Below are 25004 nucleotides of genomic sequence, written 5' to 3'. Positions count from 1 at the left end.
GGGGAGTATCTTCCCCCACCGCCTCACACCGCACTCACCCAGACCGGCTCAGGGCGCCTCGACGCGGACGTCCGCCGCAGCCGCCACCCCGTTGAGGCGAACCGAGATATTGACCTGACCAGGCCTTATCCCGGTGAGCACGCCGGTGTCCGGGTCGAGCCGCGCGACGTGCCACGGCCTGATGCCGTCCCGCCCGCCGACGTGCAGCTCGCGTGACCCTTCCCACACCGCGCCCATCGGATATCCCACCGGAACGGTCCGCGCACCCTGTTTCACCGTGGCCGCAAGCGGTTTCGCCTCGCCGGGGCGCAGGCTCGCGGGAGCGTCGAGCCGGAGCGCGTCCACGTGGGGCCGGACCTCGGCCCTGACGCCGCTGCCCGAGACGCCGACGAGCGTCCAGCCGGTGAACCCGCCCGCCTGGGCGGGTGCCTTGCCGGAGTTGCCGTTGATCACGTGCGGGACACCGTCCACAGTGGAGGCGAAGAACCCTCCCACGTGGCCGCCGATGAACGCCGTCGGTCCGTCGCGTTCGGACAGCAGGCGCTCGAAGTAGTCCGACTCCATCCGGTCGGCGAGCTGGCTGGTGCGCGCGGGCGTGGGATCGCGCGGCGGGTGGTGCATCATCACGACGACCTGGCCCCGGGCGGTGTCCAGCGCGTCCCGGAGCATCCGCACCTGCTCGAAGCCGCCGCCCCGCAGCGTCCCGGTCGACGAGTCGAGCAGCACGAACCGGGTGCCCCGGTGGTCGAACGCGCGGTGGGTGACGCCGAACTCGCGGCGGAAGTTGTCGATCGTGCCGGGCCCCATGACCTCGTGGTTGCCCGGCACGTAGTACCAGGGGAAGTCGCCCAGCTCCTCGGTCAGCACCCTGCGCGCCAGCCGCAGGTCGGCGGGGGACGCCTCGTCGACGAAGTCGCCGTTGACCACCACGAACTCCGCGCCGGACGCCCTGACCTCGCGCAACGTGCGGCGGGCTGCCCTGACGAGCTCGCTGTCCGGGTCGCGCGCGACGAACTGGGCGTCCGACACGACCGCGAACTTCCAGCCCTCCGCCGGGCCGATCACGTCCTCGCGCAGGTCCGGGACGGGTGGCAGGGCGACCGGCGGTGGCACCCGTGCGACGATGTCGTCGACGAGCACCTCACCGGTGTACGAGCGGTCCGCCTCGGTCTCGATCGTGGTGAACCTCGTGACCCGCACGGGGAACTCGAGCTCCGGGGGCACCGCGACCTCGATCCGCCGCCAGCCGTGCCAGGTGATGTGCGGGCCGTAGAGCGGCCGCGACCGTCCTGTCGAGTCCTCCACGGTGAACGCCGTCCACTCGCCTTTGCCGCTGCCGCGCACCTGCGCGGCGAGTGAGAGCGGTTGTCCGGGCACCTGCAACGGCTTGGGCGGCATCGCGTACGCCGTGCGCGTGCCGGTCGACCGCGTGAAGTCGTAGCTCAGCCTCAGCCCCTGCCCGGTGTGGCCGTCCGGCGCCGGCGCCACCCCGCCGGTGGCGCGGGCGGAGCCGAACATCCACTGTGGAGCGTCGTCGAAGGTGGCGATCAGCTCGTCGGTGACGCCGACCGTGACGGCGACCAGGGTCTCCTGGCCCCGCACCCGCGCCCTGACCGTGGTCGCGCCGGGCTTGAGCGCCCTGATCCGCAGGTCCGGCGTCACCTCGACGACCTCGCGGTCGTAGCGGAGGTCGAGGTCGGCGCGCTCCAGCGGCGCGCTGAACCCCCTGGCGTCGAAACCGTTGATCCGCAACGGCTTGCTCTCGCCCTCGGCCAGGCTGACCCGCGGGCTCTCCGGCGCGAGCCGCCGCAGCTCGCCCAGCACGGTCAGCTCGGTGGTCGCGCTCGTGTGGCCGCGGGAGGCGGTGAACGACGCACGTCCCGGGTGCGGCGCCGCGTGGAAGGTGTCGCCGACCGCCCATCCACCCGTTGCGCGCGTGACGTGCCTGTTGTCGAGAACCGGGCCGAACGTCTCGTCGTGGCCGCGCACGGTCACCCTGCGGGACAGGCCGGGGAAGACGCGCTTGCTCACGGTCCGCACGTCGAACCCGGTGAGCCTCCCGGACCCGGCCGGCGCGTAGAGCGCGAGGCCGTTCGCGACCGGGCGCTCGCCGCCGTCGGACGGCGTGTTGACCACCTCAAGCACCGTGGTGCCGGGCTCGCGGGCGAGCATCGTCGACGAGCCGCCGCCGTCGAGGTTCAGGGCGTTGTGCGCGCCGAGCTCGATCATGGCGTCGGCGAGGTCGCCCAGGTCGAGGCCGGGGAGGTGGGCGCTCTGCCGCCCGTCGACGGTCAGCAGGAACATCTTCCTGCCGTCCCGCGAGAAGCCGACCGCCGTGCGCGGGTGCGCCGCGTCGGCCGGTGCGACGTTCCTGCCGCCCTCCACCAGCAGCTGCCGGCCGCCGATGGCCGTCCTGGGCTCGCTGCCGTTGCTCGTGCGGCTGCGGTAGTCGACGGTGACCCTGTCCCCGGGCTGGAACGCCCGGAGCACGTCCGCGCCCCTGTCACGACCCACCAGCGCGTACCCCTCGACGGGATCCGCGCTCGGGCTCTGGACCTTCTGGACGACGTCGTCCTTGACGATCACCTCGGCCGTGTTCGCCGAACCCTGCGTAGCGCGCGCTCTGCTGTACGTGCCCCACAACGGGTTGAAGACGCCGATGCCGTCCGTGTCGATCGACGCGCTGTTGAGCTGCGTCAGCTTGTGCGTGCCGTTGAGCGTGCCTTCGAGGAAGGTCTCCATCACGCTGCCGATGCCCGCCGCGTCGATCCCGACCGCCCGTCCGGTGCCGGACTTCCGGAGGCGGCCGTCCTGGATGCCGACACCTTCGGGCGCGTTGGAGTTGTCGATGTCGAAGAAGTCCCCGTTGACCGCCGCGACGGCGCGCGGGGTCTGCCGGGACAGGGGAGCGGCCTGCGTGACGGTGCCCGGGTCGACGTACCCGACCCGCGTCTTCGCGAGGTCGACGGCGAGGGCGTCACCGCGGACCCAGCCGTCGGGCTCGTAGAAGTCGAAGGAGCTGAGCGTGACGCCCGGCGCGACCGGTCTCTCGACGTGGTCGGTCACGATGCGCCTGTCGTCGGCCCGGGCGTGAGAAGGGGGAACGGGCGCGATCAGGACAGCGGCGATGATCACGGCAAGTGCACGTCTCGTCACGCCTTGGAACCTAGACCGGCCCGGTGGAGATCCGCCCGGCGGTCGACGCCTCGCGCCTCGTCACCCCGCCCGGCGCTCCCCGCGGGACCGGCCCGGCCGCCGGTGGGCAGGACCCGGCGACACCGGCGCGCGGGTTCGGCACCGGCGGCCGCGCGGTCGTGACGACACCGGACTTCAAGGAGGTGGCGCCTGCACCGTGGACAGCTCCTCGGCCTCGGCGAGGTACAGCCGACCGAGGTCGATGAGAAGCGTGCCCAGCTCCCTATAGTGCGCTGCGCGCTCGAGGTCGGGAATCAGTCCGCATGTGCGCAACATATTTTGTGCGAGCATCTCGCCAAACTGTGGATAAGTCTTCACCACCTCACGCGAGAGGCGTTGAAGAGATACGCGCAGAAGGTCTTCAGTCAGGAATTCCGCGGCCATGGCAGGATCCCCTCGCTCTCGCGCCAGATGACGTCGCAGTCCCGGCAGGTCGGCCACACGTTCTTGTCGCGCCACAGGCCTATCTGTTGCGGGATGAACGGATTTCCGCACAGCGTCTCGACGGCCTGTCCCCAGGTCAGATCGTCGGGGATGGCGTGACGCAGCCCCCCGTGGGGCGTCCAACGAAATCTCACCAGCTCATTGTGCGACTTGGAAGTGGTCCAAGCTAACGCCCTTTTGGGTTGTGTTGCGGCCAAACGTTCTGGAATGGTGCTGAGCGGGTCTACGGTCCTCGCCATGCCGAAAAGATTCTCCACTGTGAGAGGCCGTGAGTTCGGGGACGGCCTCCGTGCGGCCATCGCCGCCACGGGAATGACTTCACGCGCTGTCGCCGATCTCCTGAACTGGCAGGAGGCGAAGCTTTCGGACCTCGTCAACGGCAAGGGCGGCTCGACCGAACTCGAACTCGCGCTGCTGCTGGGCGTGTGCCGAACATCGCAGGCGGAACGCGACCACCTGATGTCGCTCTTCCCCGGCACCGGCGTGAAGGGCTGGTGGCAGGACCACGGGGTGTGCGCGCCGATCAGCCCCAGGACGCTGGTCGAGCACGAACGCCTCGCGGAGAAGTTGATCAGCTGGCAGACGATGTTGCTGCACGGGATGTTGCAGACCTCGGACTACACCCGCGCGGTGCTGGCCGCCTGCGTGAACGTGCCCGCCGACGAGCGGGAGGCGCGGGTGGCGGCGCGGGCTTTGCGGCAGGAGGCGTTCCGCAGCGGGTTGGAGGCGCGCTTCTTCATCCCCGAACCGGTGTTGCTGAACGAGGTCGGCGGGCCGGGGGTGATGCGCGAGCAGCTGCTGCACCTGGACAAGCTGGCCGCCAGGCCGAGCATCGATCTCAGGGTCGTGCCGCTCGGTGTCGGAGCGCACGCGGGCATGGCCGGGTCGTTCGACATGCTGACCTTCGACAGGTACGACGACGCGGTGTTCCTGGAGAGCGAGAACTCCAGTCTGATCATCGAGTCCCCCGGCGCGGTCAAGGCGTACCGGCGAATCGTCGAAGGGCTCGAACTCGTCGCCCTGGATGCGGAACAATCGAGGGAGCTGATCAAGAAGCTGCTGACGTGAGGAGACCTCGATGGCCGCGTGGCACAAGAGCACCTACAGCGCGAACGCCAGCGCCTGCGTCGAAGTCGCCACCGGCGTCGGCATCCGCGACAGCAAGGCACCCGCCACCCACGTCGAGGTGGGCGCGGCGGCGTGGACGGCGTTCCTGAGCGCGGTCAAGGTCGTGCGCTAGCCGGTCGTTACGATCCGAACCATGACGATGCCCGCAGCGATCGAAGCCGTCCGCGCCGCGTTCGCCGGGATGGCCGCGGAGGAGTTCGACCTGCCGCCGCGGCAGGCGTTCGGCGACAGCCGGTCGCTCGTCATGGCGGTGCACCACCGGCCCACGAGGTCGACCGCCGTGAAGGTGGTCAGCATCGAGGTCGAGCGCGATCCGGTCATCACCGGCACGGTGGTGTACTCGCACCCGGACGGGCAGTTCGTGGCGGACGCGGTGCCGCTCACGACGTTGCGGACCGGCGCTGTGGTCGGGGTGGCCACGGACCTGCTGGCGGATGAAGACGCCTCGCACCTCGCGTTGCTGGGGGCCGGTGCGCAGGCAGCGGACCAGATCAGGGCCGTGCACGCGGTGCGGCCGTTGAAGAAGCTCGTCGTGTTCAACCGGCACGCCCGCAAGGCCGAGGCGTTGCTGGAGGGCCTGGCGGACGAGTTGCCGGGCACGGTCGTGGACGTGGCCGCCGATGGCGAGAGCGCGGTGGAGGGCGCGGACGTCGTGTGCTGTGCGACGGCGTCGACGGTGCCGTTGTTCCGGTGCGAGGCGTTGAAGGAACGGGTGCACGTCAACGCGATCGGGTCGTACCGGCCGGTGATGCGGGAGCTGCCGCAGGAGCTGCTGGCGACCGCCGGAGTCGTCGTGGTGGACCAGGTCGAGGCGGCGCTGAGCGAGGCCGGCGAGATCATCCGGGCGGTGCGCGGCGGGGTGCTGCGGCTCGAGTCGCTCGTCGAGCTCGGTGCGGCGCTGGGGAACCCGCCGCTGCGCGAGGGGCGGACCGTGTTCAAATCGGTCGGCGTCGCGGTGCAGGACTGGGCCGTCGCGAGGCTTCTGGCGCGGTGACGGGAAAGCGCTGGACGTGAACCCATCCGCCGCGAGGGCTCACGTCCAGCGCCGTCGTTCTCCCCGTCAGGCCGTGCGCGACCCGGCGGGGAGAGAACTCAGACCTGCCACTTCTGGCTGGCAACGCCGAGGCACTGCCAGATGTGGGTTCTCGTGCCGTCCGCCGAGGAGCCTCCCACGGTGTCCAGGCACTTGTTCGCCTGCGGGTTCACGATGTCCTGCGCCCCGCTGACGGCCCATTGCTGGGCGGCGGACCCGTTGCAGTCCCAGAGCTGGACCACCGTGCCGTTGGCGGTGCCGCCACCGGACACGTCGAGGCACTTGCCCAGCGCGCGGATCGTGCCGTCACCGGGACGGCTCCACTTCTGGGCGACGTTGCCGTTGCAGCCGACGACCTGGATGGGCGTGCCGTTGGCGGTGTTCGCCCAGGGCACGTCGAGGCACTTGCCGCCGATGCCGCGGATCTCCGAGCCACCGCCGGCGGGCGGGCTGTCGTTGGAGACGCGGACCCAGTCGATCACGAGCTGCTGCGGGAACGTCGTGCTGGCGTCGGGGTAGCCGGGCCACTCACCACCGACCGCGAGGTTGATGATGATGAAGAACGGCTTGTTGAACACCCACTCGCGGCCACCGAGATCGGCAGGCGTCTTGCGGCCGTAGACCTGGCCGTCGACGGACCAGACGATCTCACCCGGACGCCAGTCGACGGCGAAGTTGTGGAAGCCGTCGGAGAAGTTCGGGCCGTTGTACTGGTGCAGCAGGCCGCCGGAACCGGAGTAGCCGGGGCCGTGGATCGTGCCGTACACGGTGTTCGTCTGGTGGCCCAGGAACTCCATGATGTCGATCTCGCCGGAGCCCGGCCACGGGTTGCCGGTGTTGATGTCGGCACCCAGCATCCAGAACGCGGGCCAGATCCCCTTGCCGCGCGGCATCTTCATCCGCGCTTCGAACCGGCCGTAGGTCTGGGTGAACTTGCCCGCGGTGTTGATGCGGGCGGAGGTGTACTGACACCTGCCGTACCAGCAGTTGTAGTTGCCGGGGTTCTCACGCTTGGCCGTGATGACCAGGTTGCCCTGGCCGTCGTGCGCCGCGTTCGAGGTACCCGCCTGGTACCACTGATGTTCCCTGTTGTTGCCGTTGTTGTTGCCCACTTCCATTTGCCACTTGCCACCGTCGACACCGGTGCCGGCGGGAGCGTTGAACTCGTCGGCCCAGGTCACCGCCGCGTTGGCAGGGGGAGCTTGGCTGGTGGTGGCGACGGTGATCCCCGCGGCGACCATCAAGGCCGCGGCGAGGGCCGTCCCGATGCGTCGCTGCATCGAACCGACCTTTCCGGGTGTTTAGTTGTGCGCCCAGTGGTTCGGAAGTGTTGTCATGCCGTGACTCTCGGTCAACGTGTAAAGGTTTTCAGAATTTTGTCAGATGAGAGCGCTCTCAGGGAGCGTTCCCGCGAATGCGGGCAGTGGGAACGATCAGTCCTACTGGGACAGCGGATCGGGGAGACGGCAGCCCCCGTCCTGTTTGGACGGAAACATGTCCCGCCGTTGCCCGCGTCGCGTCCGGTGGGGTGAGGTGCGTCCCCCGATGGGCTCAGCGACCTGGCTCGGGGTGTGAATTCGATTGCGCCGGGTGGTGGCACCCGCCAGCGTTCGGGTCATGACTCGGGGGATGACGTGGCTGCTCGCGGTCGCGTGCGGTGTGGCGGTCGGCAACGTGTACTTCCCGCAGGCGCTCACGCCGCTGGTCGCCGACGGGCTCGGCATCCCGGCGGGCAGCGCCGCACTGGTCGTCACGGCCGCGCAGATCGGGTACGCGTGCGGGATCTTCCTGCTGGTGCCGCTGGGCGACCGGGTGCCGTACCGGCCGTTGACCGCCGCGCTGTTCACCGCCACCGGGCTGGGGCTGGCCGTCGCGGGGTTCGCGCCGTCGTTCGGGCCGTTGTTCGCCGCGGGGGTCGCCGTGGGGGTCGCGACGGTGATCGCGCCGATCATCGGGCCGATGGTGGCCGGGATGGTGTCACCGCAGAACCGGGGCGTGGCCAGCGGGACGATGCTCGCCGGGTCGATCGGCGGGATGTTGCTCGCGCGCACCGCCGGCGGCGTGCTCGGGGAGTGGCTGGACTGGCGGGCGCCGTACCTCGTGGCCTCCGGGCTCGCGTTCGTGATGGCCGTGGCGCTGTGGCGGGCGCTGCCGGCGACCGAACCGCACACGCGGCAGCCGTACCCCTCGCTGTTGCTGGAACCGTTGCGGCTGCTGCGGGACGAACCCGAACTGCGCCGGTCGTGCGGCTACCAGGCGATGGTCTTCGGGGCGTTCAGCGCGGTCTGGGGGAGTGTCGCGCTGCTGCTGACCGGTCCGCGCTACGGCTACGGCGCGCAGGCCGTCGGGCTGCTGGCACTGGTCAACCTCGTGACGATGGCCGCGACGCCGGTCGCCGGGCGGATCGTGGACCGGCGGGGATCGGATCCGGTGAACCTCGTCTGCATGCTCGCGGTGACCGGGTCGGCCGGGGTGCTCGCGTTCGGCGGTGCCGGTGGCGTCGCCGGGCTGGTCGCCCTGGTGCTCGGCACACTCGTGCTCGACGTGGCGATGCAGTGCGGTTCGGTGGCCAACTCCACCCGCATGTACGACCTGAGCGACACCCATCGCGGACGTCTGAACACCGCCTACATGACGTGCGCGTACATCGGCGGTGCGGTCGGATCGTGGCTGGGCGTGCAGGCGTTCGTGCGGTTCGGGTGGTACGGCGTTTGTGGGCTCGTCGCTCTGATGGCCACTATCGCCCTCGTGGGTCACGTCGTCAGGAAGGCGCCCTTGACGACGTCTGGCTAATGCAAATAGCTTTACGGCTATGGCAGTTCGAGCAGGTCTCACCACCGCGAAGGTCGTGGACGCCGCGCTGGGGCTGGTCGACGAGCAGGGCGTCGAGGGACTGACGCTCGCCGCCGTCGCCGCCCGCACCGGGGTCGCCACGCCGTCGCTCTACAAGCACGTCGCGAGCCTCGCGGAGCTGCGCGCCCACCTCGGCGTGCGGGTGCTGGAGGACATGACGTCCCACTTCACCGGCGCGGTCCTCGGCCGGTCGGGGGAGGACGCCGTCCGCGCGCTCATGCACGCGTACCGGGCGTACGTCCAGCAGCACCCGAAGCGCTACGCGGCCGCTCCGATGGACCCGCTGCGCGACGACCTGCAGAAGGCGGCGGGGCAGAAGCTCGTCGAGGTCATGTACGCGACCCTGCGGAGCTACGGCCTGGAGGGCTCGGACGCCGTCCACGCCACGCGGCGGCTGCGGGTGATCGTGCACGGCTTCGCGTCGATCGAGTCGGGTGGCGGGTTCGGCCTGCCGGAGGGGCTCGACGACACCTACGAGCAGCTGGTCCGCCTGTACCTGGACGACCTCGGGGGAAAACCGTGAGGTGGACGCCTGGCCGGCGTGGGGCTCAGCGCGCGGTGAGGCGGAAGACCCGCAGCTCGCGACCGCCTGAGCGCCGCACGTAGTCCTGGAACGCGGGCCAGGCCTCCACCATCCTCGCCCAGGCCTGCTCGCGTTCGGCGCCCTGGAGCAGCGTCGCCCGCACGTCGCGGACGTCGCCGCGCACGTTCACCTGGATGTCCGGGTTCTTCAGCAGGTTCGCCGTCCAAGCCGGGTGGTGCGGCTTGCCCCAGTTCGACCCGACGACCAGCATCGAGTCGCCGTCGGCCACGTACTGGACCTGGTTCTCGCGCCGCTCACCGGTCTTGGCGCCGGTGGTGATGAGCGTGAGGCCCTTCTGACCGCTGAACGACACGAGCCCGACCTTGCCGCCGGTCAGCTTGTACAGCAGGCGGTCCGTGCCGGTGACGGCCTTCTGCAGCAACGACATTCAGAGCGCTCCCGTCGACCTCGCCGCGTGGACCGCGGCGGTTCTGTTGTGCACCCCCAGCTTGCGCATCGAGCTGCGGAGGTAGGCCTTGACGGTTTCGGTGCTCAACCCGAGCTCGGCGGCTATCTCCCGGTTCGAGGCACCGACCGCGGCCAGCCGGAGCGTATCGAGTTCGCGGGGCGTCAGGCCCGTCGGGACGGAGACGGGAGCCTCGCCGCCGAGGTTCCGGTGGACGTTGTGGAGCCGTTCGCGCAGCACGGGGTCGTCGACGAGCTTGGTGACCTCGGCCAGTTCGCGGAGTGCGGCTTGTGTGTGCAGTGAAGGCATGTCCAGGTCCTGTGCGAAGCCCTGCGCGATGGCGCCGGCGATCCTGATCGCCCGGTCGCCGACGGTCGCCTGCCCGCGCACGGCCCCGTACAGGACGCCGTGCACGGTGCCGCGCACCGTCACCGGGTAGGCGAACACCGAGGTGAGCCGTTCCTCCACGACCACCATCTGGTCGAACTCGTGGGTGATCGCCCGGGTGGAGGCGTAGTCGTTGACGCGGACCGCCGTGCCCATCGCGATCGCGGTGCCGCCGAGGCCGCGGCCGGTGCCGACGCGCAGTCCCCGCAACGACGTGCCGTGCGTGCCGAAGAAGCTGCTCAGCACCAGGTCGTGGCCGGGCGTGACGGCACCGCCGAACACGACGGGCAGCCCGGTGGCTCGGCGGAGCACGTCCAGCCGTTGCGGCAGCAACGCCTGGAAGCGGTCTGGCGACACGTCCAGCAGTTTCGCTGACGACGGCACCCTTAAAAAGGGGTGCACCCCCGGACGGGGGTATCCCGATCGCCTGAGCCCCTCCGCACCCTCCGTACCGGCGGAACAGGAGGCCGGCGATGTCCGGTCACGACACCTGCCGCGCGGCCCGCGACCTCGTGCTCAGCGACCCGGAAGCGTTCACGTGAACATCGTCGAGGAGGACGGCGACGAGCGCGCCTGCTCGTTCGACGAGATGCGCCGCCGCTCGAACCGCGTCGCGCGCTGGCTCGTGCGCCACGGCGTCGGCAAGGGCGACAGCGTGGTGATCATGCTCGGCAACCAGGTCGAGCTGTGGGAGTCGATGCCCGCGGTGATGGAGCTCGGTGCCGTCGTCATGCCGACCACCACCGCCCTCGGACCGGCGGACCTCGCCGACCGCCTGCGGCGCGGCACCGTCCGGCACGACCAGCCGCCCGAAGCTCGTCGAGCACACCCAGGCCTCGTACCCGGTCGGGCACCTCACGACCATGCGTTGGATCGGCGTCCGGCCAGGAGACGTGCAGCTCAACATCAGCTCGCCCGGCTGCCCGGTGTGCCGGTCGTGCTCGTCGACCGGGGAGTGGAGGGACGACCAGTTCCCCGAGCCGCGCCGCTAACGTGGGGGCTCCGCCGTCCCCGACGACAGGAGCAGACATGGTCCGCAGGATCTCAGGACGTCCGGCGGTGATCACCGGGGCGGCCTCGGGGATCGGCCGCAGCCTCGCGCAGCGGTTGTCCCGCAACGGTTGTCCGGTGGCCATCGCCGACGTCGACGGGAGCGAGCTGGAGAAGACCGCGGCCTCGCTCACCGGCCCGGTCCTCACGCGGGTGCTCGACGTGCGCGACGCCGGCGACGTCGGTGAGTTCGCGAGGGAGGTCCAGGACTGGCTGGACCTCCCGCTGGCCGCGGTGTTCAACAACGCGGGCGTCGCCACCTCGACGAGCGTGCTGAACTCCGTGCCGGAGGACGACTCCTGGCTGTTCGACATCAACTACTGGGGCGTCGTGCACGGCACGCGGGCGTTCCTGCCGCAGCTCGTGAAGCAGAACTACGGCGTCGTCGTGAACACCTCCAGCGTGTTCGGGCTCGTCGGCATGCCGAACCAGAGCGCCTACTGCGCCGCGAAGTTCGCCGTCCGCGGCTTCACCGACTCGTTGCGCCAGGAGTTGCGCGGCACGGGCGTCTCCGCCGTCACCGTGCACCCCGGCGGCATCAAGACCAACATCATCCGCAACGCGCGCGTCTACAGCGAGCTGGACGTGCGCGGCCGGTCGCGGGAGCAGATGGCGGCGGACTTCGACAAGATGGCCCTCACGACCCCGGACAAGGCGGCCGAGATCATCCACCGCGGCGTCGAGAAGGGCAAGTCGCGGGTGCTGGTCGGGCCGGACGCGTACGTGTTCGACGCGCTCGCCCGCATCATGCCGACCCACTACTTCAGCGTGATGGCGAAGCTCTACGACCGCTGAGGGATGATCTCCGGCATGGTTTCGGAGGACGTCCTGCTGCGGCGGACCGAGCAGTGGTTCGTGCGGCAGGGCGCGCCGACCATGATCGAGGGCTACGGCTTCCGGTCGCACGTGCTGCCGCGGATGACACCCGCGCTCACGTTCGTCGCCGTCGGCAGCCTCGCGTGGCTGGTGCTGCAGCAGTCCTCCGGGCTGTCGCGGTGGCTGCTGCTCGGGCTGATCGTCGCGACGACGGTGTCGGCGTGGGTCCTGCTGTCGCTGTTCGTGCGGCGGATGCCGAGCTTCTCGCCGCGCACGACGGTGCTGGTGCTGGTCGCGTACGCGGTGACCCCGGTGGCCACGCCGCTGGTGCAGTCCGCGATCGACATCAAGTTCACCGCGCCGGACGGCGACCGCGAGACCGACTCGGTGTGGGTCGCGCTGGTGTGGTTCGTCGTCGTGTTCGGGTTCGCGTTCGTGGCGACGATGCTCGCCACCACCTACGGGCTCGGGGCGTTGCTCAAAGCCGCGATCCGGCACGTGATCGCGGACCTGCGCAACAGCGTGCACCTGCTCGGGCGGGCGTTGCCGCCGATGCTGTTCGTGACGCTGTTCCTGTTCTTCACCGGTGAGCTGTGGCAGGCGATGAACCAGCTGCGCTGGCCTCGCGTCAGCCTCGTCGTGCTGCTGTTCGCCGCGATCACCGTGCTGGCGGCCGCCGCCCGGTTGCGCGACGAGATCGGCCGGGTGGAGCAGGACCTGCGGCCGGAGGTCCTGCGGGGCGCCTGCGAGGGCACGCCGCTGTCCGGCGTCGAGATCGCCGCGCCGCTGCCGCCCAGGCGGTTGACCGGCCGGCAGGTGCGCAACCTGCTGGTGATGCTCGCGATCCGCCAGCTCGTGCAGGCCGCCGTCGTCGGGCTCGCGCTCTTCGCGTTCTTCGTGCTGCTGGGGCTGATCGTCGTCACACCGGAGATAGCCGAGCAGTGGATCGGGTCGCCGCCCGCCCTCTCGTGGCTCGGGGTGCCGCAGGCGATGCTGCGCAACGCCACGCTGTTCGCGGCGTTCGGCAGCATGTACTTCTCGGTGATCTCGATGAGCGACGCCGAGCACCGGCGCCAGTTCTTCGCCCCGGTGCTCGAGAAGGTCGAGCGGACGCTGGAGGTCCGCGCGGTCTACCTGGACGTCAGAGAGCGGGCTGCGGCCTGAGGCGGGCGTCGCGGCTCGGCGGCGCGCCGAACTGGCGCCGGTACTCGCGGCTGAACTGCGACGGGCTGTCGTAGCCGACGCGGTGGCTCACGCTCGTCACGTCCCGGGTCGTCGCGAGCAGCAACCGGGCCTCCTGCAGGCGGATCTGCTTCTGGAACTGGATCGGGCTCATGGCCGTGACGGCCTGGAAGTTGCGGTAGAACGCCGACTCGCTCATGCCCGCGATCCGCGCGACGGTCTCGACCCTGAACGACTCGGCGAAGTTCTCGCGGATCCACGTGACGGCCCGGGAGATGTGGCTGAGGCTGCTGTCCTGCGAGCCGAGCTGGCGCACCGCCGCGCCCTGCTCGCCGGTCATCACCCGCCAGAGGATCTCCTGCTTGACGAGCGGGGCCAGCGCCCGCGCGTCGCGGGGCCGGTCCAGCAGGCGCGCGAGTCTCGTCACGGCGTCGACCAGCTCGGGGCTCGCGTCGCTGACGGCCAGGCCCTCCGGGGTGCCGGAGGGCTTCGGGAGGTCCTGGGACAGCAGGAGGTGGGCGACGTCGTCGGGGCGCAGGACCAGGCCGAGGCCGAGCGCGGGTTCCGACGGGCTGATGTCCACGTAGTTGCCGGTGATCGGCAGGTCGACCGAGGCGACCAGGTACTGGCCGGCCCGGTAGTCGTGGACGCGGTCGCCCGACGCGATGCGTTTGCGGCCTTGGGCGACGAACGCGAGGATCGTGCCGGTCATCGACGGCGCGGGCGGCCCGGCGACCGTGGTCTTCGAGACCAGGACGTCCGGGATCGCCGTGGTCAGGTCGGGCCTGGCGTGCTTGGCGAGCAACGCGCGCAGTTCGTCCACGCCCCGATGCTCCTCGTCGGCGGGATGATCAGGCAAATCCGCCGGTGAACGTGAGTGCCTCGCCCAGCGGTTTGCGGCGGAGGTCCGGCACCTCGCAGTCGTCGGCCGGGTAGCCGACCGGGAAGAGGATGTACGGCCGTTCGCCCTCCCGTCCCAGCAGGTCGCTGAGGAACGTCATCGGGTTCGGTGTGTGCGTCAGCGTCGCCAAACCCATCGTGTGCAACGCGGCGATGAAGAAGCCGCAGGCGATGCCGACGCTTTCGTTCGTGTAGTAGGTCTTCTTGCCGTCCTGCTGCTTCTGCGCGAACGCGACCACCAGCCACGGGGCGACTTCGAGGAACTCCTTGGTCGCGTCGGTCTCCAGGCGGGCCAGGGCCGCGTGCCAGTCGGGGACCGCGCGCTCGTGGTAGAAGCGGCGTTCCTCCTCCTCGGCCGCCGAGCGGATGCGGTGCTTGAGGCCGGGGTCCCGCGTGGCGACGAACCGCCACGGCTGCTGGTGCGCTCCGCTCGGGGCGGTGTTCGCGGCTCGCACGGCGAGTTCGACCGCTTCCGCCGGCACGGGGTCGGGCGAGAACCAGCGCACGGACCGCCGTTCGTCCAGCAGGCGGTGGAACGCGCGGCCGCGGTCGAGTCCTTCGCCGATCGGCACTCGCGGCGGGGTGTACGGGCGGAACGGGTGGCGGTGCGGTCGGGTCACGACTGGCGACAGTGCCGGTAGCCGACTGTTTTGGCCAGCTCAAGTTCTTGAACTCAGCTATAAGCTCTGCTCATGAATTTGCCGAACGTGACGGTGCGGCAGCTGGAATACCTGATCGCGGTGGCGGAAACCGGCTCGGTGACCGGCGCCGCCGCTCGGTGCCACGTCACGCAAGGTGCGATCTCGCTGGCGTTGAGCGAACTGGAACGCGCGCTCGACCTGCGGCTCGTCGTCCGGTCACCCCGGCGCGGTGCCACTGTGACGGCGGCGGGCGCGCGAGTGCTCGCGGACGCCCGCCGCGTGGTCGGCGCGATGGGTGACCTCGGCGTCGAGGCGCGCGGGCTCAGCCAGAAGATCGGCGGTGTGCTCACGGTCGGCTGCTACACGCCGATCGCGCCGTTCCACCTGCCCGCCGCGATCGCCACGTTCGAGCGAGCACACCCGGAGGTGTCGGTCCGGTTCGTAGAGGGGAGCCTGCCGGAGATCGGGGAGGACGTGGTGTCCGGGCGGTGCGAGATCGCGTTCCTCTACGACCAGGACCTGGTGCCGGGCATCACGACCCGGACGCTGTACGACCAGCCCCCGAAGGTGCTCCTGCCCGCGGACCACCGGTTGCGCCGCCGTCGTGCGGTGGCGCTGCGCGAGCTCGCCGGGGATCCGTTCGTGCTGCTCGACGTTCCGCCGAGCGAGCGCTACTTCCGCTCGGTGTTCGCGGCAGCCGGGGCGGAGATGGTCGTGACGCACCGGGCGCGCAGCTTCGAGCTCGCGCGGTCGCTGGTGGCGCGGGGGATCGGGTACTCGATCACCGTGCAGCAGCCCGCGCTGGGCCGGTCGTACGAGGGGCTGGAGGTGGTCGCCGTGCCGTTGCGCGACGAGGTGCCCACGACGCCCGTGGTGCTGGGCTGGGCGAACGGGCCGCTGACGCGCCGCGCGCAAGCGTTCGCCGACCACTGCGCCGCGTTGTTCGCCCAGTAGGAGGTTTTCGGTCCCGGTTCGCCCAGTGGCGAAAGGCGCGAACTCGGGGTTCACGCGAGGTGTGGTCTCCGGTGGGGTGCAGGCCAGGTGACCGTCCACATCAGACGGTCTCGGCCGCCGCGCATCGATTGGTGACAGCGGTTCTGGTGATCCGAGCAGGAAGGACAACATCGAGTGATAAACCGCGACACGGTCGACGAGGTTCGCCGCGCGCGATCCGAACTGATCGCGACGGACGCTGGAACGAGGCCGTTGCGGCCCGCGCACTCGCCTCGGGAGCAGCGTCGGCCGGACCCGATGAGCGCTCTCATCTATGGCTTTCAGCGGGCACCGCGCTCGCGGTGCCCGCTAGAAGCTCGTCAACTCGCCGGAGGCGGCTCCTCGCGACGAGGCGGTGCCGATGCGTTCGGGACCGGCCGGTGTCCCCGGTCGTGGGCGATCAGGTTGGTGCGCAACGCGATGTGGCGGAACTCGTAGATCGCCCCGGTCTGGCGCAGCACCGCTCGCTCGCAAGCGTCGTCGAGGAAGGCGTGCAGCTTCCACGGCAAGCGTCCGGTGAGAGGGAGCCAGAACCGCACGATCACGAGCCAGCGCCCCCACGCCGTACCGCTCAAGGCGTAGGTCACCGCCACCGCCATCGCCATCTCCGCCGCTCGTGCCAGGTCGAACAGACCCAACGTGGGAATCCCCGTCGCCAGGCCCAGAACCGCGGAACGGACGATCGCGCACCTGCGGTCGTCGGCGATCATCTGGACCGGGCACGGCGCGGCGTGGTGGTTGACGAACCTGGTGAACACCCTGGACCGCAGGGCGACGACCATGTACAGCAAGGTGCCGGCGAGCCAGCACGCCACTCCGAGGAGGAGACCTCCGGCGACGGTCGTCAACCCCAGCACGACCCCGAACCCGGTGCCGACCAGGCCTCCGAACAGCAGACCCTCGCTCAGACGGCCGCGCAGGCCCTTGACGGCCTCTTGTCCCAGCGCGACCACGAACTCCCGGAACTGCAGGCTGGCCTGAACCGGCAACGGCGATCGCACCGTGGAGAAGGCGGACAGCAGGGTGCAGCAGGTCGTCAGGTAGAGCGCCGCGTCGAGGCGGAAGAAGGCTCCGAAGACGGTCGCGAAGATCGCCGCGTAGAGCGTCGTCGCGGTGGCCGGGTGCACCCGCCGGCCCATGCGCCACCACGCGATCTCGTGATCGCGGCTGCGGGTCAGGTGGGTCAGCCACTTCTTCGCCTCCGCGGCCGTGTACCGCTTGCCGGAGGGGGCGTCGGCCGGCCGTGCGACCGGTGGTTGCCGGTAGGCGGCCGGCAGGAATTCGTCGAGCAGGTGCCGTTCGACCGCGCCAGGAGTCGGGAAGGCCTCGGAGTCGAGCAGCTCCTTGGGGTTCGCCCGCGGGGCGTCGCTGTAGACCGTGCGGGCCAGCTCGACCATGAGCGGGGAGGACAGGACCGTGGTCAGGGTGGCGGCCGCGTCGTCCTCCGGGTGATCGCGCAGCGCGTCGAGCACCGTGTCCCAGTCCGTGCCGTCGCCGGGCGGCGTCCGCCGGGCCGCGGTGGTTCGGGGGAGGTAGTCGGCGACGTCGCTCAGCTCCAGGTCGGCGATCTCGATCGCCGCTGCCTCCGCGAGCACCCCGGCCGAGCGGACGACAGCCCGGAACTGGTCGAGGCGGCAGATCACGACCAGGGCCATCCTGTTGCGGTTGAGCACCTTCACCGCCTCGACCTGCAAGCTCGGCGCCATCTCGTCGAAGCCGTCCAGCACTGGCAGGATCTTGCGCCTGTCGACGAGGTCGGCGGCGACGCTCCGACCGCCGGCGCCCGGCTGGCCCAGCCACGGGTGGTCGCGGACGAGCTGGCGGACGAGCCACTCCCTGAACGTCGTCGCGCCCGGAATCCACGACGTCACGGTGAACATCACCGGGACGGGGTCGCTTCGACGCCGCTGCTCGAGCAACGCCAGCACCAGGCGCAGGGCCAGCACCGACTTGCCGGAACCCGCACCGCCCAGGACGACCAGCCGGCCGGACGGGATGCGCCGGTGGACGGTCCCGACTTCGCTGATCTTCCCGGCGAGGTCCAGCGGACCGCCGTTCTCCCCACTCGCCAACCGGCGGATGTTGGACCAGCGGTCGATCAACGTCTCGTCGGCGTTGGTCCACCGAAGAGCCAGCGGGCCGGGGTGGTGCAGGCGTCTGCGCTCCTCCTCGTCGCGCCACTGCGTCTTGACCGACTCGGCGAGCCGATCGGTGTTCTCGTTCAGCAGATCGCGCGCGCTCGCGCCGGCCGCAGGCGCCGGCGCCGGTGGTGCCGGGAGCCTGTGTGCGAGGAGGATCAGGCTCGCGAGCGAGCCCCACACCACCGGTGCCGACCACGACGGAAGGTCAACCGTCTCGGTGGCGAGATTGATCAGGATCGCGATCGCGAACGGGGCGGCGAACGCCACCGTCGCCACCACCTTGGGCCGATGCACGGCCGTCCCCCTCTTCCGTTGCAGTGTGTCGGTGCGGAGCCTGATGTCATGCCGGCCCTGTGTGCACCGTCCTGCGACCGCCAAGAGGTTGCTGCGCAACGGAAAAGCCGCGGAAGGGCGCCGCGGTGAGGTGTGTCCGTGCCAAGATCGGGAGTCCTGTCTTCTTCGAGGACGGCGCGGTGGTGCTGGCGGAAGTGCCGTCGCTGAACCAAGTGGTGCGGAGCTGGGGTGGTGGGCGTACGTCTGGGGGGCGGTCCTGGGCGGAGCGCCGGCCGCCGCTGTGCGCTAGGCCCAACGTGTAGGGGCTAGTTCACCCGACCGTGGAGAAGCATGACGGACTGCAACGGTTGGATCCGGCCCACGGCGCCACTTCTTCGATGAACGGCTTGATCGGCGCGCCGAATGGATATTCGTCGAAAGCGCGGGTGATCGGCTTGACCGATGATTCCCCGTGGTCGCGCTCTGGCTGGTCGAATGCCTGATGGCCGTACGGTTTGCCGTCGCCGATCCGGCTTCGTGCGGAAATGCGGGTGGAGATCGAAAATGATTCTTGATGAGAAAGAATTCTTTGTGACTGAGCGTGACTAAAAATTACGTTCTGCGAGAAGTGCGGGTGAGGTCGTGGCCGCTCGGCGCAAGAAGGGCCGGAGTGCATCCCTGTGTGTTCGTCGGCGACCGGCGCGGTGTTACGCCGCTCGAAGGTTGGCGTGAATCTAATTCATGTTCTCGGTGGTCCATTCCAATTCGTCCACGTCGACCACCGGGTTTTCCCAGGGGCCGGTCGATGCGTCGGAAACGATTCAGTGGACGTGGCGGTTATGCGGACGTGATAGGCGCCTTCTCCGTCGCTGCTGCTTTGCGGGGTGGCCGAGTCGGTGAAAGTCCGGTCTCGGCGAGAAGGGAGGCGCGATCGCTGTGGTGGGCGGCTGCGTGCCGGGCCGGTGCGCACGCCTTCCGGGTGGGTGCTCCGTGGTGGGACGGCGCTGCTGAAGCGGTGCGGTTCCTGGGCGTGCCTTCAGGAAGCCGGTGATGCCGAACGACAACGTGCACGTCGGTGGAGCCCTGTCCCTAGTGGACGGATCTGTCGCACGACTCGGCGATACGTCCGGGTTCCCGGCGACCGGGTGGCACTGTCGCCGGCGGCCGAGCAGATCACCGCCCGTGGCGAAGAGCCGGCCTACCTCGGGTCGCGCTTCGGGAGGGGGCGGGTCGCCGGTCCCTCCAGCACGGACCCGTCGACGTCGAAGCGCGAGCCGTGGCACGGGCAGTCCCAGCTGCGTTCGGCGGCGTTGAACCGCACCAGGCAGCCGAGGTGGGTGCAGCGCATCGACACGCCGTGCAGCTTGCCGTCGTCGTCGCGGTAGACGCCCATCTTGCCCAGGCCGTCGCGGACGACGTGGGCGTGGCCGGGCGGCAGGTCCTCGCTCGAGGTGGCGTCGGCGGGGGTGACCCTGTCGCCGATCATCTCCGCCGCGACCTCGGCGTTCTTCTTCACGAGGGTGGGCAGCGACTTGAGCGACAGCCGGTGCGGGCTGAAGCGCTCGGCCAGCTCGTTCGGCTTGTCCGTCACGAGGTCCGCCAGCAGGGACGCCGCGAACGTGCCGCTGGTCAGGCCCCACTTCATGTAACCCGTTGCGGTGAACATCGTGGTGTTGCCGGGCAGGTAGCTGCCGATCATCGGCAGGTGGTCGTAGGCCGTCGGGTCCTGCGCCGACCAGCGGTGCGTGATCTCCTGCACCTGCCAGTGCTCGCGGGCGAAGTCCTCCAGTCGCCGGAACGGCTCCACCACGGGCTTGCCGGTCGAGTGGCTCTGGCCCGCGATGATCACCTTGTCCTCGTGCGCCGAGATCGACCAGGAGGGGCTGCCCGTGCTGATCGCGAGCGCCTCCGGAGGACTGCTGACGCGGGCCGCGACGCAGTAGGCACGGGTGAGCTCCATGCGGGCGAAGTAGAGGCCGCGGTCGAGCGTCGGGTAGTGCGTCGCGATCACGATCTTGTCCGCGGTGACGGCGCCTTCCGCCGTGGAGACCCGGTTGCCGCTGACGTCGAGCACGCGGCTGTGCTCGAAGATCCGGCTCCCGTCGCCGTCGACCTCCTCGGCGAGGCCCTGCAGGTACTTCACCGGGTGCAGCTTGAGCTGGTCGTCCAGCCGCACCGCCGCGTACACCTCGAACGGCAGGTCGACGTCCGTGGTGCTGCGCACCGGCAGGCCGACCTGGCGCGCGGCGATCAGCTCGTGGTCGACGTCGCGCCTTTCGGACTCGGTGTAGGCGTAGGTCACGGCGGGCGAGCGGCGCAGGTCGCAGTCGATGTCCTTGGCCAGCTCCGCGACCTGGGCGACGGCGGCGAGCGAGGCGGTGGCGTAGTCGGTCGCGGCGGGGAGGCCGTGCTTGGAGCGGATCTGCGAGTACACAGTGGACTGCAGGGCGGTCACCTTGGCGGTGTTGTTGCCGGACACGCCCGACGCCACCCGGCCCGCCTCCAGCACGGCGACGCTCAGACCGCGCCGCTTGAGCAGCAGCGCGGTGGTGATGCCGGTGATGCCGCCGCCGACCACGGCGACGTCGAAGGCGTGCTCGCCGGTCAGCGGCGGACGGGTCTTCGGCGAGAGCGCGGCGAGCCAGAGCGACTGGTCAGCGGTGGTGGTCATGAGCAGGTGGTACCCGCGTGGAGGAGCCCTATGCGGCGTCGTCCGGATACCTCACCCCGGAAGCGGGTATGCGACCCCCATGAGCAAGCACCGCGTAGTCGTTGTCGGAGGCGGGTTCGGCGGGCTGGGCGTCGTGCGCGGGCTGAAGCGCGCGGACGCCGAGGTCACGCTGGTCGACCGCACGAACCACCACCTGTTCCAGCCGCTGCTCTACCAGGTGGCGACCGCCCTGCTGCCCGCGGGCGACATCGCCCCGGCGTTCCGCGCGATCCTGCGCAAGCAGCGCAACGCCCACGTCCTGCTGGGAGAGGTCACCGGCTTCGACACCGCCGCGCGGCGCGTCCACGTCGACCTGCCCGACGGGCGGTCGAGCACCATCGAGTACGACACGCTCGTCGTGGCCGCGGGCTCGCAGGACAGCTACTTCGGCCACGACGAGTGGGCCGAGTCCGCGCCGCCCATGAAGACCCTCGAACAGGCCGTCGACCTGCGCTCGAAGCTGCTCCGCGCGTTCGAGACGGCGGTGTCGGCGGACGACCCGAAGCAGTGGCTGTCGTTCGCGGTCGTCGGTGCCGGACCGACCGGAGTCGAGCTGGCGGGCCAGCTCGCGGACCTCGCCCGCCGGGCGTTGAAGGGCCAGTTCCGCGGGATCGACCCGCGCGACGTCCGGATCACGCTGATGGACGCCGTGCCGCACGTGCTGCCGCCGTTCTCCCCGCCGCTGCGCGACCACGCCAGGCTGAAGCTGGAGCGCATGGGCGTGACGGTCATGACCAGCGCCATGGTCGCGTCCATCGACGACCGGGGCCTCACGACCAAGGACGGCGACCGGGTGGAGGCGCGGACGATCATCTGGGCGGCCGGGGTGCAGGCCTCGCCGCTCGCGCGCAAGCTCGCCGAGGCGACCGGGGCCGAGGTCGACCGCAGGGGCCGCATCAAGGTCAACCCCGTCGACTGCTCCGTCACGGACGAGGTCTTCGCCATCGGCGACATGGTCAACCTGAACGACCTGCCCGGCATCGCCGAGCCCGCGCTGCAGGAGGGCCACCACGTCGCCCGCGTGATCAAGGCGCGGCTGCAGGGGCGCCGGCATAAGCCGTTCCGCTACCTCGACCTCGGCACGATGGCCACGATCTCGCCCGGTGACGCCGTCGCGGACATCAAGAAGCTGCGTCTCAAGGGCGTGATCGGCAAGGCGGCGTGGGCGGGCGTGCACCTCGCGTTCCTCGTCGGGTGGCGCAACCGGGTCGCGGTGCTCGCGCAGTGGGGCTGGAACCTGCTCACCGGCCGCCGCGCGCAGCCGATCATCCTCCAGCCGATGAAGGCCGTGGAACGCACCTGAACAGGTTTGGTCAGGGGTAACCGACCGGCGTGAACACGGAGCTGCTGGGCATCTACCTCAACGACCACCTGGCCGCGATGACGGCGGGTACCGAGCTCAGCCGCCGCATCAGCCGCACCCACCCCGAGCTGCGCGTGCTCGCCGACGACATCGAGGCGGACCGCAAGGAGCTGCTCGACTTCATGCGCGAGGTCGGCGTCGAGTCGCGCCCGCACAAGGCGGCGATCGGCTGGCTGAGCGAGAAGGCCGGCATGCTCAAGCTCAACGGCAAGGTGCTCGGCCGCTCACCGCTCAGCGACGTCCTCGAGCTGGAGGGCCTGCGGATCGGCATCGAAGGCAAGACCGCTCTGTGGCGGACGCTGCGCAAGCTGAAGAGCTTCGACGACGACCGCCTGGAACGGCTGTCGGCGCGGGCCGCGAGCCAGGCGGAGCTCGTCGACCAGTACCGGCTGCGCCGCGCGCCGCAGGCGTTCGACGCGCCGTCGACGTCCGGTGTGGACGTCGAGCGCACGTTCACGGTCGCGTCCTCGCCCGAGGGAGTGGTCGAGTACTTGCGCGACTTCGCCCGCGCCGAGCAGTGGGATCCGGGCACCGTGTCGTGCACGCGCCTCGACGACGGCCCGGTCGAGGTCGGCGCGCGCTGGCGCAACGTCTCGACGTTCCTCGGCCGCAAGACCGAGCTGGTCTACGAGCTGACCCGCGACGAGCCGAACGGTCTGCGGTTCGTCGGGCGCAACGACACGGCCACCGCCACCGACGACATCACGATCACGGCCGGCGCCACCCCCGGCACCACCAGGATCGCCTACCACGCGCACCTGGAGTTCAACGGAGTGGCGAAGATCGGCGCCCCGGTCGCGAAGATCGCGCTCGAGAAACTGGGCACCGAGACCGAGAAGAGCTTGATCCGCGTGCTCGGCGACGTGCGGTAAAGGCTGAGGAAAACCGCAGGTCAGGCGCGATTCCGCAGCGCGAATGTGATCCCTAGACTCCCTCGGGCCGGTTGGTGAGACAGGCCCTTCCCCTGCCCCCGCCGGCCTGGACGCAGAGGGAGTACTGGGGTGTTCGAGAACAACGTCACCAGACGCGGCTTCGTCACGGGCGCGGCGGCGGTCGCCGGTCTCGCCGGCCTGTCCACCATCGCTCCGGGCCTGGCGAGTGCCGCCCCCGAGACCAACGACCAGCACCGCGAGTCCGAGTTCACGCCCGAGGTCGGCGCGCTCGCGATGATGACGTTCCAGAAGATCGACGGCACGCCCGTCTACTACTGGCGTTCCAACCGCGGCAACACGACCGCGCGCAACTGGCAGGCCACCGACGCGTTCTACAACGCGCTGGTCGCCTGGATCCGCGACCTGCGCTCGCTCTCGTCGAGCTACGGCTCGATCAGCTACATCGTCTCCGCGGGCTTCTACGTCAACAAGGCGGGCCAGCACGGCGCCGGCACCGCGATGGACCTCGACCACGTGCGCTGGTCCGGCGGCAACACCATCTCGCCGCTCGACCAGGCCCACGCGTCCGGCACCGCCTCGGTCCGCAAGCGCTACCTCGCGACGGAGGCCGTGTGCCGCCGCCGGTTCCGCTACGTGCTCGACGGCTGGTACAACGCCGACCACGCCGACCACATCCACGCCGACTTCGGCGGCATGCCGGTCCGCGCGGTCAAGGACTCCGAGTCCGACACCAAGTTCGTGCAGGCCGTCTGCAACAACTTCCGCGCGTCCGGCCTCGCCATCGACGGCATCTGGGGCCCCGCGACGACGAGCGCGTTCAACGGCCTCAAGTCGGCGCTGGGCGTGACCGGCGACCCGCACACCAGCTCGTCGGTGTGGCAGGGGATGCTGTCGAAGATCGCGACGAAGGGCTTCGCGAACCAGAACATCTGAGTTCGCCGAGAAGCGGCGAGGCCGGAGCCCATGCCTCCTGGGCTCCGGCCTCGCCGTGCGCGGGCGTGGTCGGCGGGCTGCTTCGGGCACTTCTTCCAGGCGACGTGGTGGACGGTCTCGATCGAGCCGTCCGTCCGGTGCGCGACCTGCCGGCTGTCGCTGAGCGCCCGGCTCCACCTGGGCCGTGCAGTCGCTGCGGTGACGGTGAACGCCTTGATGTCGGGGGAGACGGCGACGGCGGCCGTGCCGACGCGGCACCCGGACCACGGTGGTGGACAGGGCCAGTCCGGCCGCGGCCAGCGTGCTGATCGTCGCGGGACACACCTCTCCGAATGTGCGGGGACAGTTCGGGCGGCGTGGTGCGAGACCGTATCGGAAACGCTGGTGACGAAACCGTCCGTCAGCCGGAGCGACATTCTTTCGGGTGGTGGGAATGTGGCGCCATCGGTCGGTGAACGGCAGGCTTGCCGGCGGTGAACCAATTGTTCAGGGGGCTTCGGAACAGGCCGGTGGAGCGTGCGCCCGTGAGAGCGCGCTCACAACGAAGGCGCACCCACTCGGTGGATGCGCCTTCGCGGAACCCGGAGGTGTCAGCGGGGGCCGCCGCCCATCGAGCCGCCGAGACCGAACAGGATGCGCTGGATGAGCTCGGGATCGACGTCCGGCTCGTCGCCCAGCGCCTCGGCGGCGGGGGAACGGCGCTTCTCGCGCCGGGGAAGCGGCACCGCGGTGGCGTTCACGCCCGTCGGCAGCGGGAGCTCGCACCAGATCAGCTTGACGCCGCCGGCGAGCTGCAGTTCGCCGGTGCGCAGGTCGGGCGAGGCCGGCGGCATGGTGAACCGCGCCGCCTCGAGCTCGACGACGAGGTACTCGCCGGTCAGCCTGAGGCGCAGCGTGATCAGCCGCGACGTCTTGGGGTCTGCTGACTCGACAGCGGCTTCGACCAGCGCGCAGGCGACGGCCGAGCACTCCGCGGTCATGTTCCTGAGCCGCCACTCACCGAGTGTGAAGCGCACGAACAGATCCGCGCAGTTCACCGCGGTGGGCAGCGCGATGAGTGTCAGGTCGTCGACCTGGGCG

24 protein-coding genes and 1 pseudogene are annotated in these 25004 nt (G+C 70.3%); 12 read left to right on the top strand and 13 right to left on the bottom strand.

Features of this window, described 5'->3' with window-relative positions; translation table 11 throughout:
• Positions 1 to 48: 48 nt before the first annotated feature.
• Genes BLQ91_RS33945 through BLQ91_RS33940 form a run of 4 tightly spaced genes read right to left on the bottom strand, consistent with a single transcriptional unit; the run spans position 49 to position 3878 of the window.
• Entirely contained in the window at positions 49 to 3156 is a 3108-nt protein-coding gene (locus BLQ91_RS33945) for a phosphodiester glycosidase family protein (protein WP_090103675.1), read from the bottom strand.
• A 10-nt stretch (positions 3157 to 3166) separates the two neighbouring features.
• Positions 3167 to 3334, bottom strand: a complete 168-nt coding sequence (locus tag BLQ91_RS41755; protein WP_176960096.1) for a hypothetical protein — start codon at positions 3332 to 3334, stop codon at positions 3167 to 3169.
• Complete coding sequence (locus BLQ91_RS40685) at positions 3331 to 3579, bottom strand: hypothetical protein (protein WP_143022951.1); 249 nt, start codon at positions 3577 to 3579, stop codon at positions 3331 to 3333. The genes BLQ91_RS41755 and BLQ91_RS40685 overlap by 4 nt, the downstream gene beginning before the upstream one ends.
• Entirely contained in the window at positions 3561 to 3878 is a 318-nt protein-coding gene (locus tag BLQ91_RS33940) for an HC3 family zinc finger protein (protein WP_143022950.1), read from the bottom strand. Before BLQ91_RS33940 ends, BLQ91_RS40685 begins: the two co-directional genes overlap by 19 nt.
• Here BLQ91_RS33940 and BLQ91_RS33935 point away from each other — a divergent pair.
• Genes BLQ91_RS33935 through BLQ91_RS33925 form a run of 3 tightly spaced genes read left to right on the top strand, consistent with a single transcriptional unit; the run spans position 3877 to position 5761 of the window.
• Positions 3877 to 4707, top strand: a complete 831-nt coding sequence (locus BLQ91_RS33935) for a helix-turn-helix domain-containing protein (RefSeq protein WP_176960095.1) — start codon at positions 3877 to 3879, stop codon at positions 4705 to 4707. The two genes, BLQ91_RS33940 and BLQ91_RS33935, sit on opposite strands and share 2 nt — an antisense overlap.
• 10 nt (positions 4708 to 4717) lie before the next feature.
• The gene (locus BLQ91_RS33930; RefSeq protein ID WP_090103670.1) at positions 4718 to 4879 is read left to right on the top strand and encodes a DUF397 domain-containing protein; all 162 of its coding nucleotides are present in this window, start codon (positions 4718 to 4720) and stop codon (positions 4877 to 4879) included.
• Positions 4880 to 4900: 21 nt separating this feature from the next.
• Positions 4901 to 5761: an ornithine cyclodeaminase family protein gene (locus BLQ91_RS33925; RefSeq protein WP_090103668.1), complete on the top strand. Its 861-nt coding sequence runs from the start codon at positions 4901 to 4903 to the stop codon at positions 5759 to 5761.
• Between the two features lie 98 nt (positions 5762 to 5859).
• Here BLQ91_RS33925 and BLQ91_RS33920 read toward each other — a convergent pair whose 3' ends face one another.
• On the bottom strand, positions 5860 to 7080 hold the full coding sequence (locus BLQ91_RS33920; RefSeq protein ID WP_090103666.1) for a glycoside hydrolase family 16 protein: 1221 nt from the start codon (positions 7078 to 7080) through the stop codon (positions 5860 to 5862).
• A gap of 337 nt (positions 7081 to 7417) precedes the next feature.
• On the opposite strand from BLQ91_RS33920, the gene BLQ91_RS33915 reads away from it, so the two are divergent.
• A complete protein-coding gene (locus BLQ91_RS33915; RefSeq protein ID WP_090103664.1) occupies positions 7418 to 8593 on the top strand; it encodes an MFS transporter in 1176 nt (391 codons plus the stop codon).
• A 19-nt stretch (positions 8594 to 8612) separates the two neighbouring features.
• Entirely contained in the window at positions 8613 to 9176 is a 564-nt protein-coding gene (locus BLQ91_RS33910; protein ID WP_090103662.1) for a TetR/AcrR family transcriptional regulator, read from the top strand.
• Positions 9177 to 9201: 25 nt separating this feature from the next.
• Here BLQ91_RS33910 and BLQ91_RS33905 read toward each other — a convergent pair whose 3' ends face one another.
• Both BLQ91_RS33905 and BLQ91_RS33900 read right to left on the bottom strand, forming a co-directional pair.
• Complete coding sequence (locus BLQ91_RS33905; RefSeq protein WP_090103660.1) at positions 9202 to 9624, bottom strand: nitroreductase family deazaflavin-dependent oxidoreductase; 423 nt, start codon at positions 9622 to 9624, stop codon at positions 9202 to 9204.
• On the bottom strand, positions 9625 to 10386 hold the full coding sequence (locus BLQ91_RS33900) for a helix-turn-helix transcriptional regulator (protein WP_143022949.1): 762 nt from the start codon (positions 10384 to 10386) through the stop codon (positions 9625 to 9627).
• 187 nt (positions 10387 to 10573) lie between these two features.
• Between BLQ91_RS33900 and BLQ91_RS33895 the strand changes: the two are divergent.
• The 3 genes and pseudogenes from BLQ91_RS33895 to BLQ91_RS33885 all read left to right on the top strand — a co-directional run.
• Positions 10574 to 10949, top strand: a pseudogene (locus BLQ91_RS33895) (AMP-binding protein); the annotation flags it as partial.
• A gap of 109 nt (positions 10950 to 11058) precedes the next feature.
• Positions 11059 to 11874 (top strand): SDR family NAD(P)-dependent oxidoreductase, encoded by an 816-nt coding sequence (locus BLQ91_RS33890; RefSeq protein WP_090103656.1) that lies wholly within the window; start codon positions 11059 to 11061, stop codon positions 11872 to 11874.
• 15 nt (positions 11875 to 11889) lie between these two features.
• A complete protein-coding gene (locus BLQ91_RS33885; RefSeq protein ID WP_143022948.1) occupies positions 11890 to 13059 on the top strand; it encodes a hypothetical protein in 1170 nt (389 codons plus the stop codon).
• On the opposite strand, the gene BLQ91_RS33880 is transcribed toward BLQ91_RS33885, so the two are convergent.
• Complete coding sequence (locus BLQ91_RS33880; RefSeq protein ID WP_090103652.1) at positions 13037 to 13900, bottom strand: AraC family transcriptional regulator; 864 nt, start codon at positions 13898 to 13900, stop codon at positions 13037 to 13039. The genes BLQ91_RS33885 and BLQ91_RS33880 overlap by 23 nt on opposite strands.
• A 28-nt stretch (positions 13901 to 13928) precedes the next feature.
• Positions 13929 to 14597 (bottom strand): nitroreductase family protein, encoded by a 669-nt coding sequence (locus tag BLQ91_RS33875; protein ID WP_090103650.1) that lies wholly within the window; start codon positions 14595 to 14597, stop codon positions 13929 to 13931.
• A 72-nt stretch (positions 14598 to 14669) separates the two neighbouring features.
• Here BLQ91_RS33875 and BLQ91_RS33870 point away from each other — a divergent pair, with 72 nt between their 5' ends.
• A complete protein-coding gene (locus BLQ91_RS33870; RefSeq protein WP_090103647.1) occupies positions 14670 to 15572 on the top strand; it encodes a LysR family transcriptional regulator in 903 nt (300 codons plus the stop codon).
• Between the two features lie 359 nt (positions 15573 to 15931).
• Here BLQ91_RS33870 and BLQ91_RS33865 read toward each other — a convergent pair whose 3' ends face one another.
• The 3 genes from BLQ91_RS33865 to BLQ91_RS33860 form a co-directional block, all read right to left on the bottom strand.
• Positions 15932 to 18046 (bottom strand): NACHT domain-containing protein, encoded by a 2115-nt coding sequence (locus tag BLQ91_RS33865; RefSeq protein WP_176960094.1) that lies wholly within the window; start codon positions 18044 to 18046, stop codon positions 15932 to 15934.
• A 310-nt stretch (positions 18047 to 18356) separates the two neighbouring features.
• The gene (locus tag BLQ91_RS40680) at positions 18357 to 18701 is read right to left on the bottom strand and encodes a hypothetical protein (RefSeq protein WP_143022946.1); all 345 of its coding nucleotides are present in this window, start codon (positions 18699 to 18701) and stop codon (positions 18357 to 18359) included.
• Positions 18702 to 19223: 522 nt separating this feature from the next.
• Positions 19224 to 20696 carry an FAD-dependent oxidoreductase gene (locus BLQ91_RS33860; RefSeq protein ID WP_090103643.1) on the bottom strand — a complete coding sequence of 491 codons (1473 nt, stop codon included), beginning with the start codon at positions 20694 to 20696 and terminating at the stop codon, positions 19224 to 19226.
• A 79-nt stretch (positions 20697 to 20775) separates the two neighbouring features.
• On the opposite strand from BLQ91_RS33860, the gene BLQ91_RS33855 reads away from it, so the two are divergent.
• From BLQ91_RS33855 to BLQ91_RS33840, 3 genes are all read left to right on the top strand, one after another.
• Positions 20776 to 22038, top strand: a complete 1263-nt coding sequence (locus BLQ91_RS33855; protein ID WP_218130505.1) for an NAD(P)/FAD-dependent oxidoreductase — start codon at positions 20776 to 20778, stop codon at positions 22036 to 22038.
• A gap of 29 nt (positions 22039 to 22067) precedes the next feature.
• Positions 22068 to 22970 carry an SRPBCC family protein gene (locus BLQ91_RS42245; RefSeq protein ID WP_245734052.1) on the top strand — a complete coding sequence of 301 codons (903 nt, stop codon included), beginning with the start codon at positions 22068 to 22070 and terminating at the stop codon, positions 22968 to 22970.
• 129 nt (positions 22971 to 23099) lie between these two features.
• The gene (locus tag BLQ91_RS33840; protein ID WP_090103641.1) at positions 23100 to 23924 is read left to right on the top strand and encodes an extensin family protein; all 825 of its coding nucleotides are present in this window, start codon (positions 23100 to 23102) and stop codon (positions 23922 to 23924) included.
• Between the two features lie 590 nt (positions 23925 to 24514).
• Here the strand turns inward: BLQ91_RS33840 and BLQ91_RS33835 are convergent.
• Positions 24515 to 25004, bottom strand: a 490-nt coding sequence (locus BLQ91_RS33835) for an ATP-binding protein (RefSeq protein WP_245734050.1), incomplete at its 5' end; no start/stop codon positions are given.

This window comes from Lentzea jiangxiensis (assembly GCF_900104175.1).
GTDB lineage: Bacteria > Actinomycetota > Actinomycetes > Mycobacteriales > Pseudonocardiaceae > Lentzea > Lentzea jiangxiensis.
Note: the sequence above shows the minus strand (reverse complement) of the source record. Positions and strands in the feature narration are given on the sequence as shown.

Excerpts from the sequence above, each read along its gene's own strand:
- BLQ91_RS33870 (WP_090103647.1), top strand. The coding sequence starts at position 14,670 with ATGAATTTGCCGAACGTGACGGTGCGGCAGCTGGAATACCTGATCGCG.
- BLQ91_RS33930 (WP_090103670.1), top strand. The coding sequence starts at position 4,718 with ATGGCCGCGTGGCACAAGAGCACCTACAGCGCGAACGCCAGCGCCTGC.
- BLQ91_RS33920 (WP_090103666.1), bottom strand. The coding sequence starts at position 7,080 with ATGCAGCGACGCATCGGGACGGCCCTCGCCGCGGCCTTGATGGTCGCC.
- BLQ91_RS33890 (WP_090103656.1), top strand. The coding sequence starts at position 11,059 with ATGGTCCGCAGGATCTCAGGACGTCCGGCGGTGATCACCGGGGCGGCC.
- BLQ91_RS33925 (WP_090103668.1), top strand. The coding sequence starts at position 4,901 with ATGACGATGCCCGCAGCGATCGAAGCCGTCCGCGCCGCGTTCGCCGGG.
- BLQ91_RS33935 (WP_176960095.1), top strand. The coding sequence starts at position 3,877 with ATGCCGAAAAGATTCTCCACTGTGAGAGGCCGTGAGTTCGGGGACGGC.
- BLQ91_RS33860 (WP_090103643.1), bottom strand. The coding sequence starts at position 20,696 with ATGACCACCACCGCTGACCAGTCGCTCTGGCTCGCCGCGCTCTCGCCG.
- BLQ91_RS33855 (WP_218130505.1), top strand. The coding sequence starts at position 20,776 with ATGAGCAAGCACCGCGTAGTCGTTGTCGGAGGCGGGTTCGGCGGGCTG.
- BLQ91_RS33915 (WP_090103664.1), top strand. The coding sequence starts at position 7,418 with ATGACTCGGGGGATGACGTGGCTGCTCGCGGTCGCGTGCGGTGTGGCG.
- BLQ91_RS40685 (WP_143022951.1), bottom strand. The coding sequence starts at position 3,579 with ATGGCCGCGGAATTCCTGACTGAAGACCTTCTGCGCGTATCTCTTCAA.
- BLQ91_RS40680 (WP_143022946.1), bottom strand. The coding sequence starts at position 18,701 with ATGCACTCCGGCCCTTCTTGCGCCGAGCGGCCACGACCTCACCCGCAC.
- BLQ91_RS33940 (WP_143022950.1), bottom strand. The coding sequence starts at position 3,878 with ATGGCGAGGACCGTAGACCCGCTCAGCACCATTCCAGAACGTTTGGCC.
- BLQ91_RS33910 (WP_090103662.1), top strand. The coding sequence starts at position 8,613 with ATGGCAGTTCGAGCAGGTCTCACCACCGCGAAGGTCGTGGACGCCGCG.
- BLQ91_RS33905 (WP_090103660.1), bottom strand. The coding sequence starts at position 9,624 with ATGTCGTTGCTGCAGAAGGCCGTCACCGGCACGGACCGCCTGCTGTAC.
- BLQ91_RS33885 (WP_143022948.1), top strand. The coding sequence starts at position 11,890 with ATGGTTTCGGAGGACGTCCTGCTGCGGCGGACCGAGCAGTGGTTCGTG.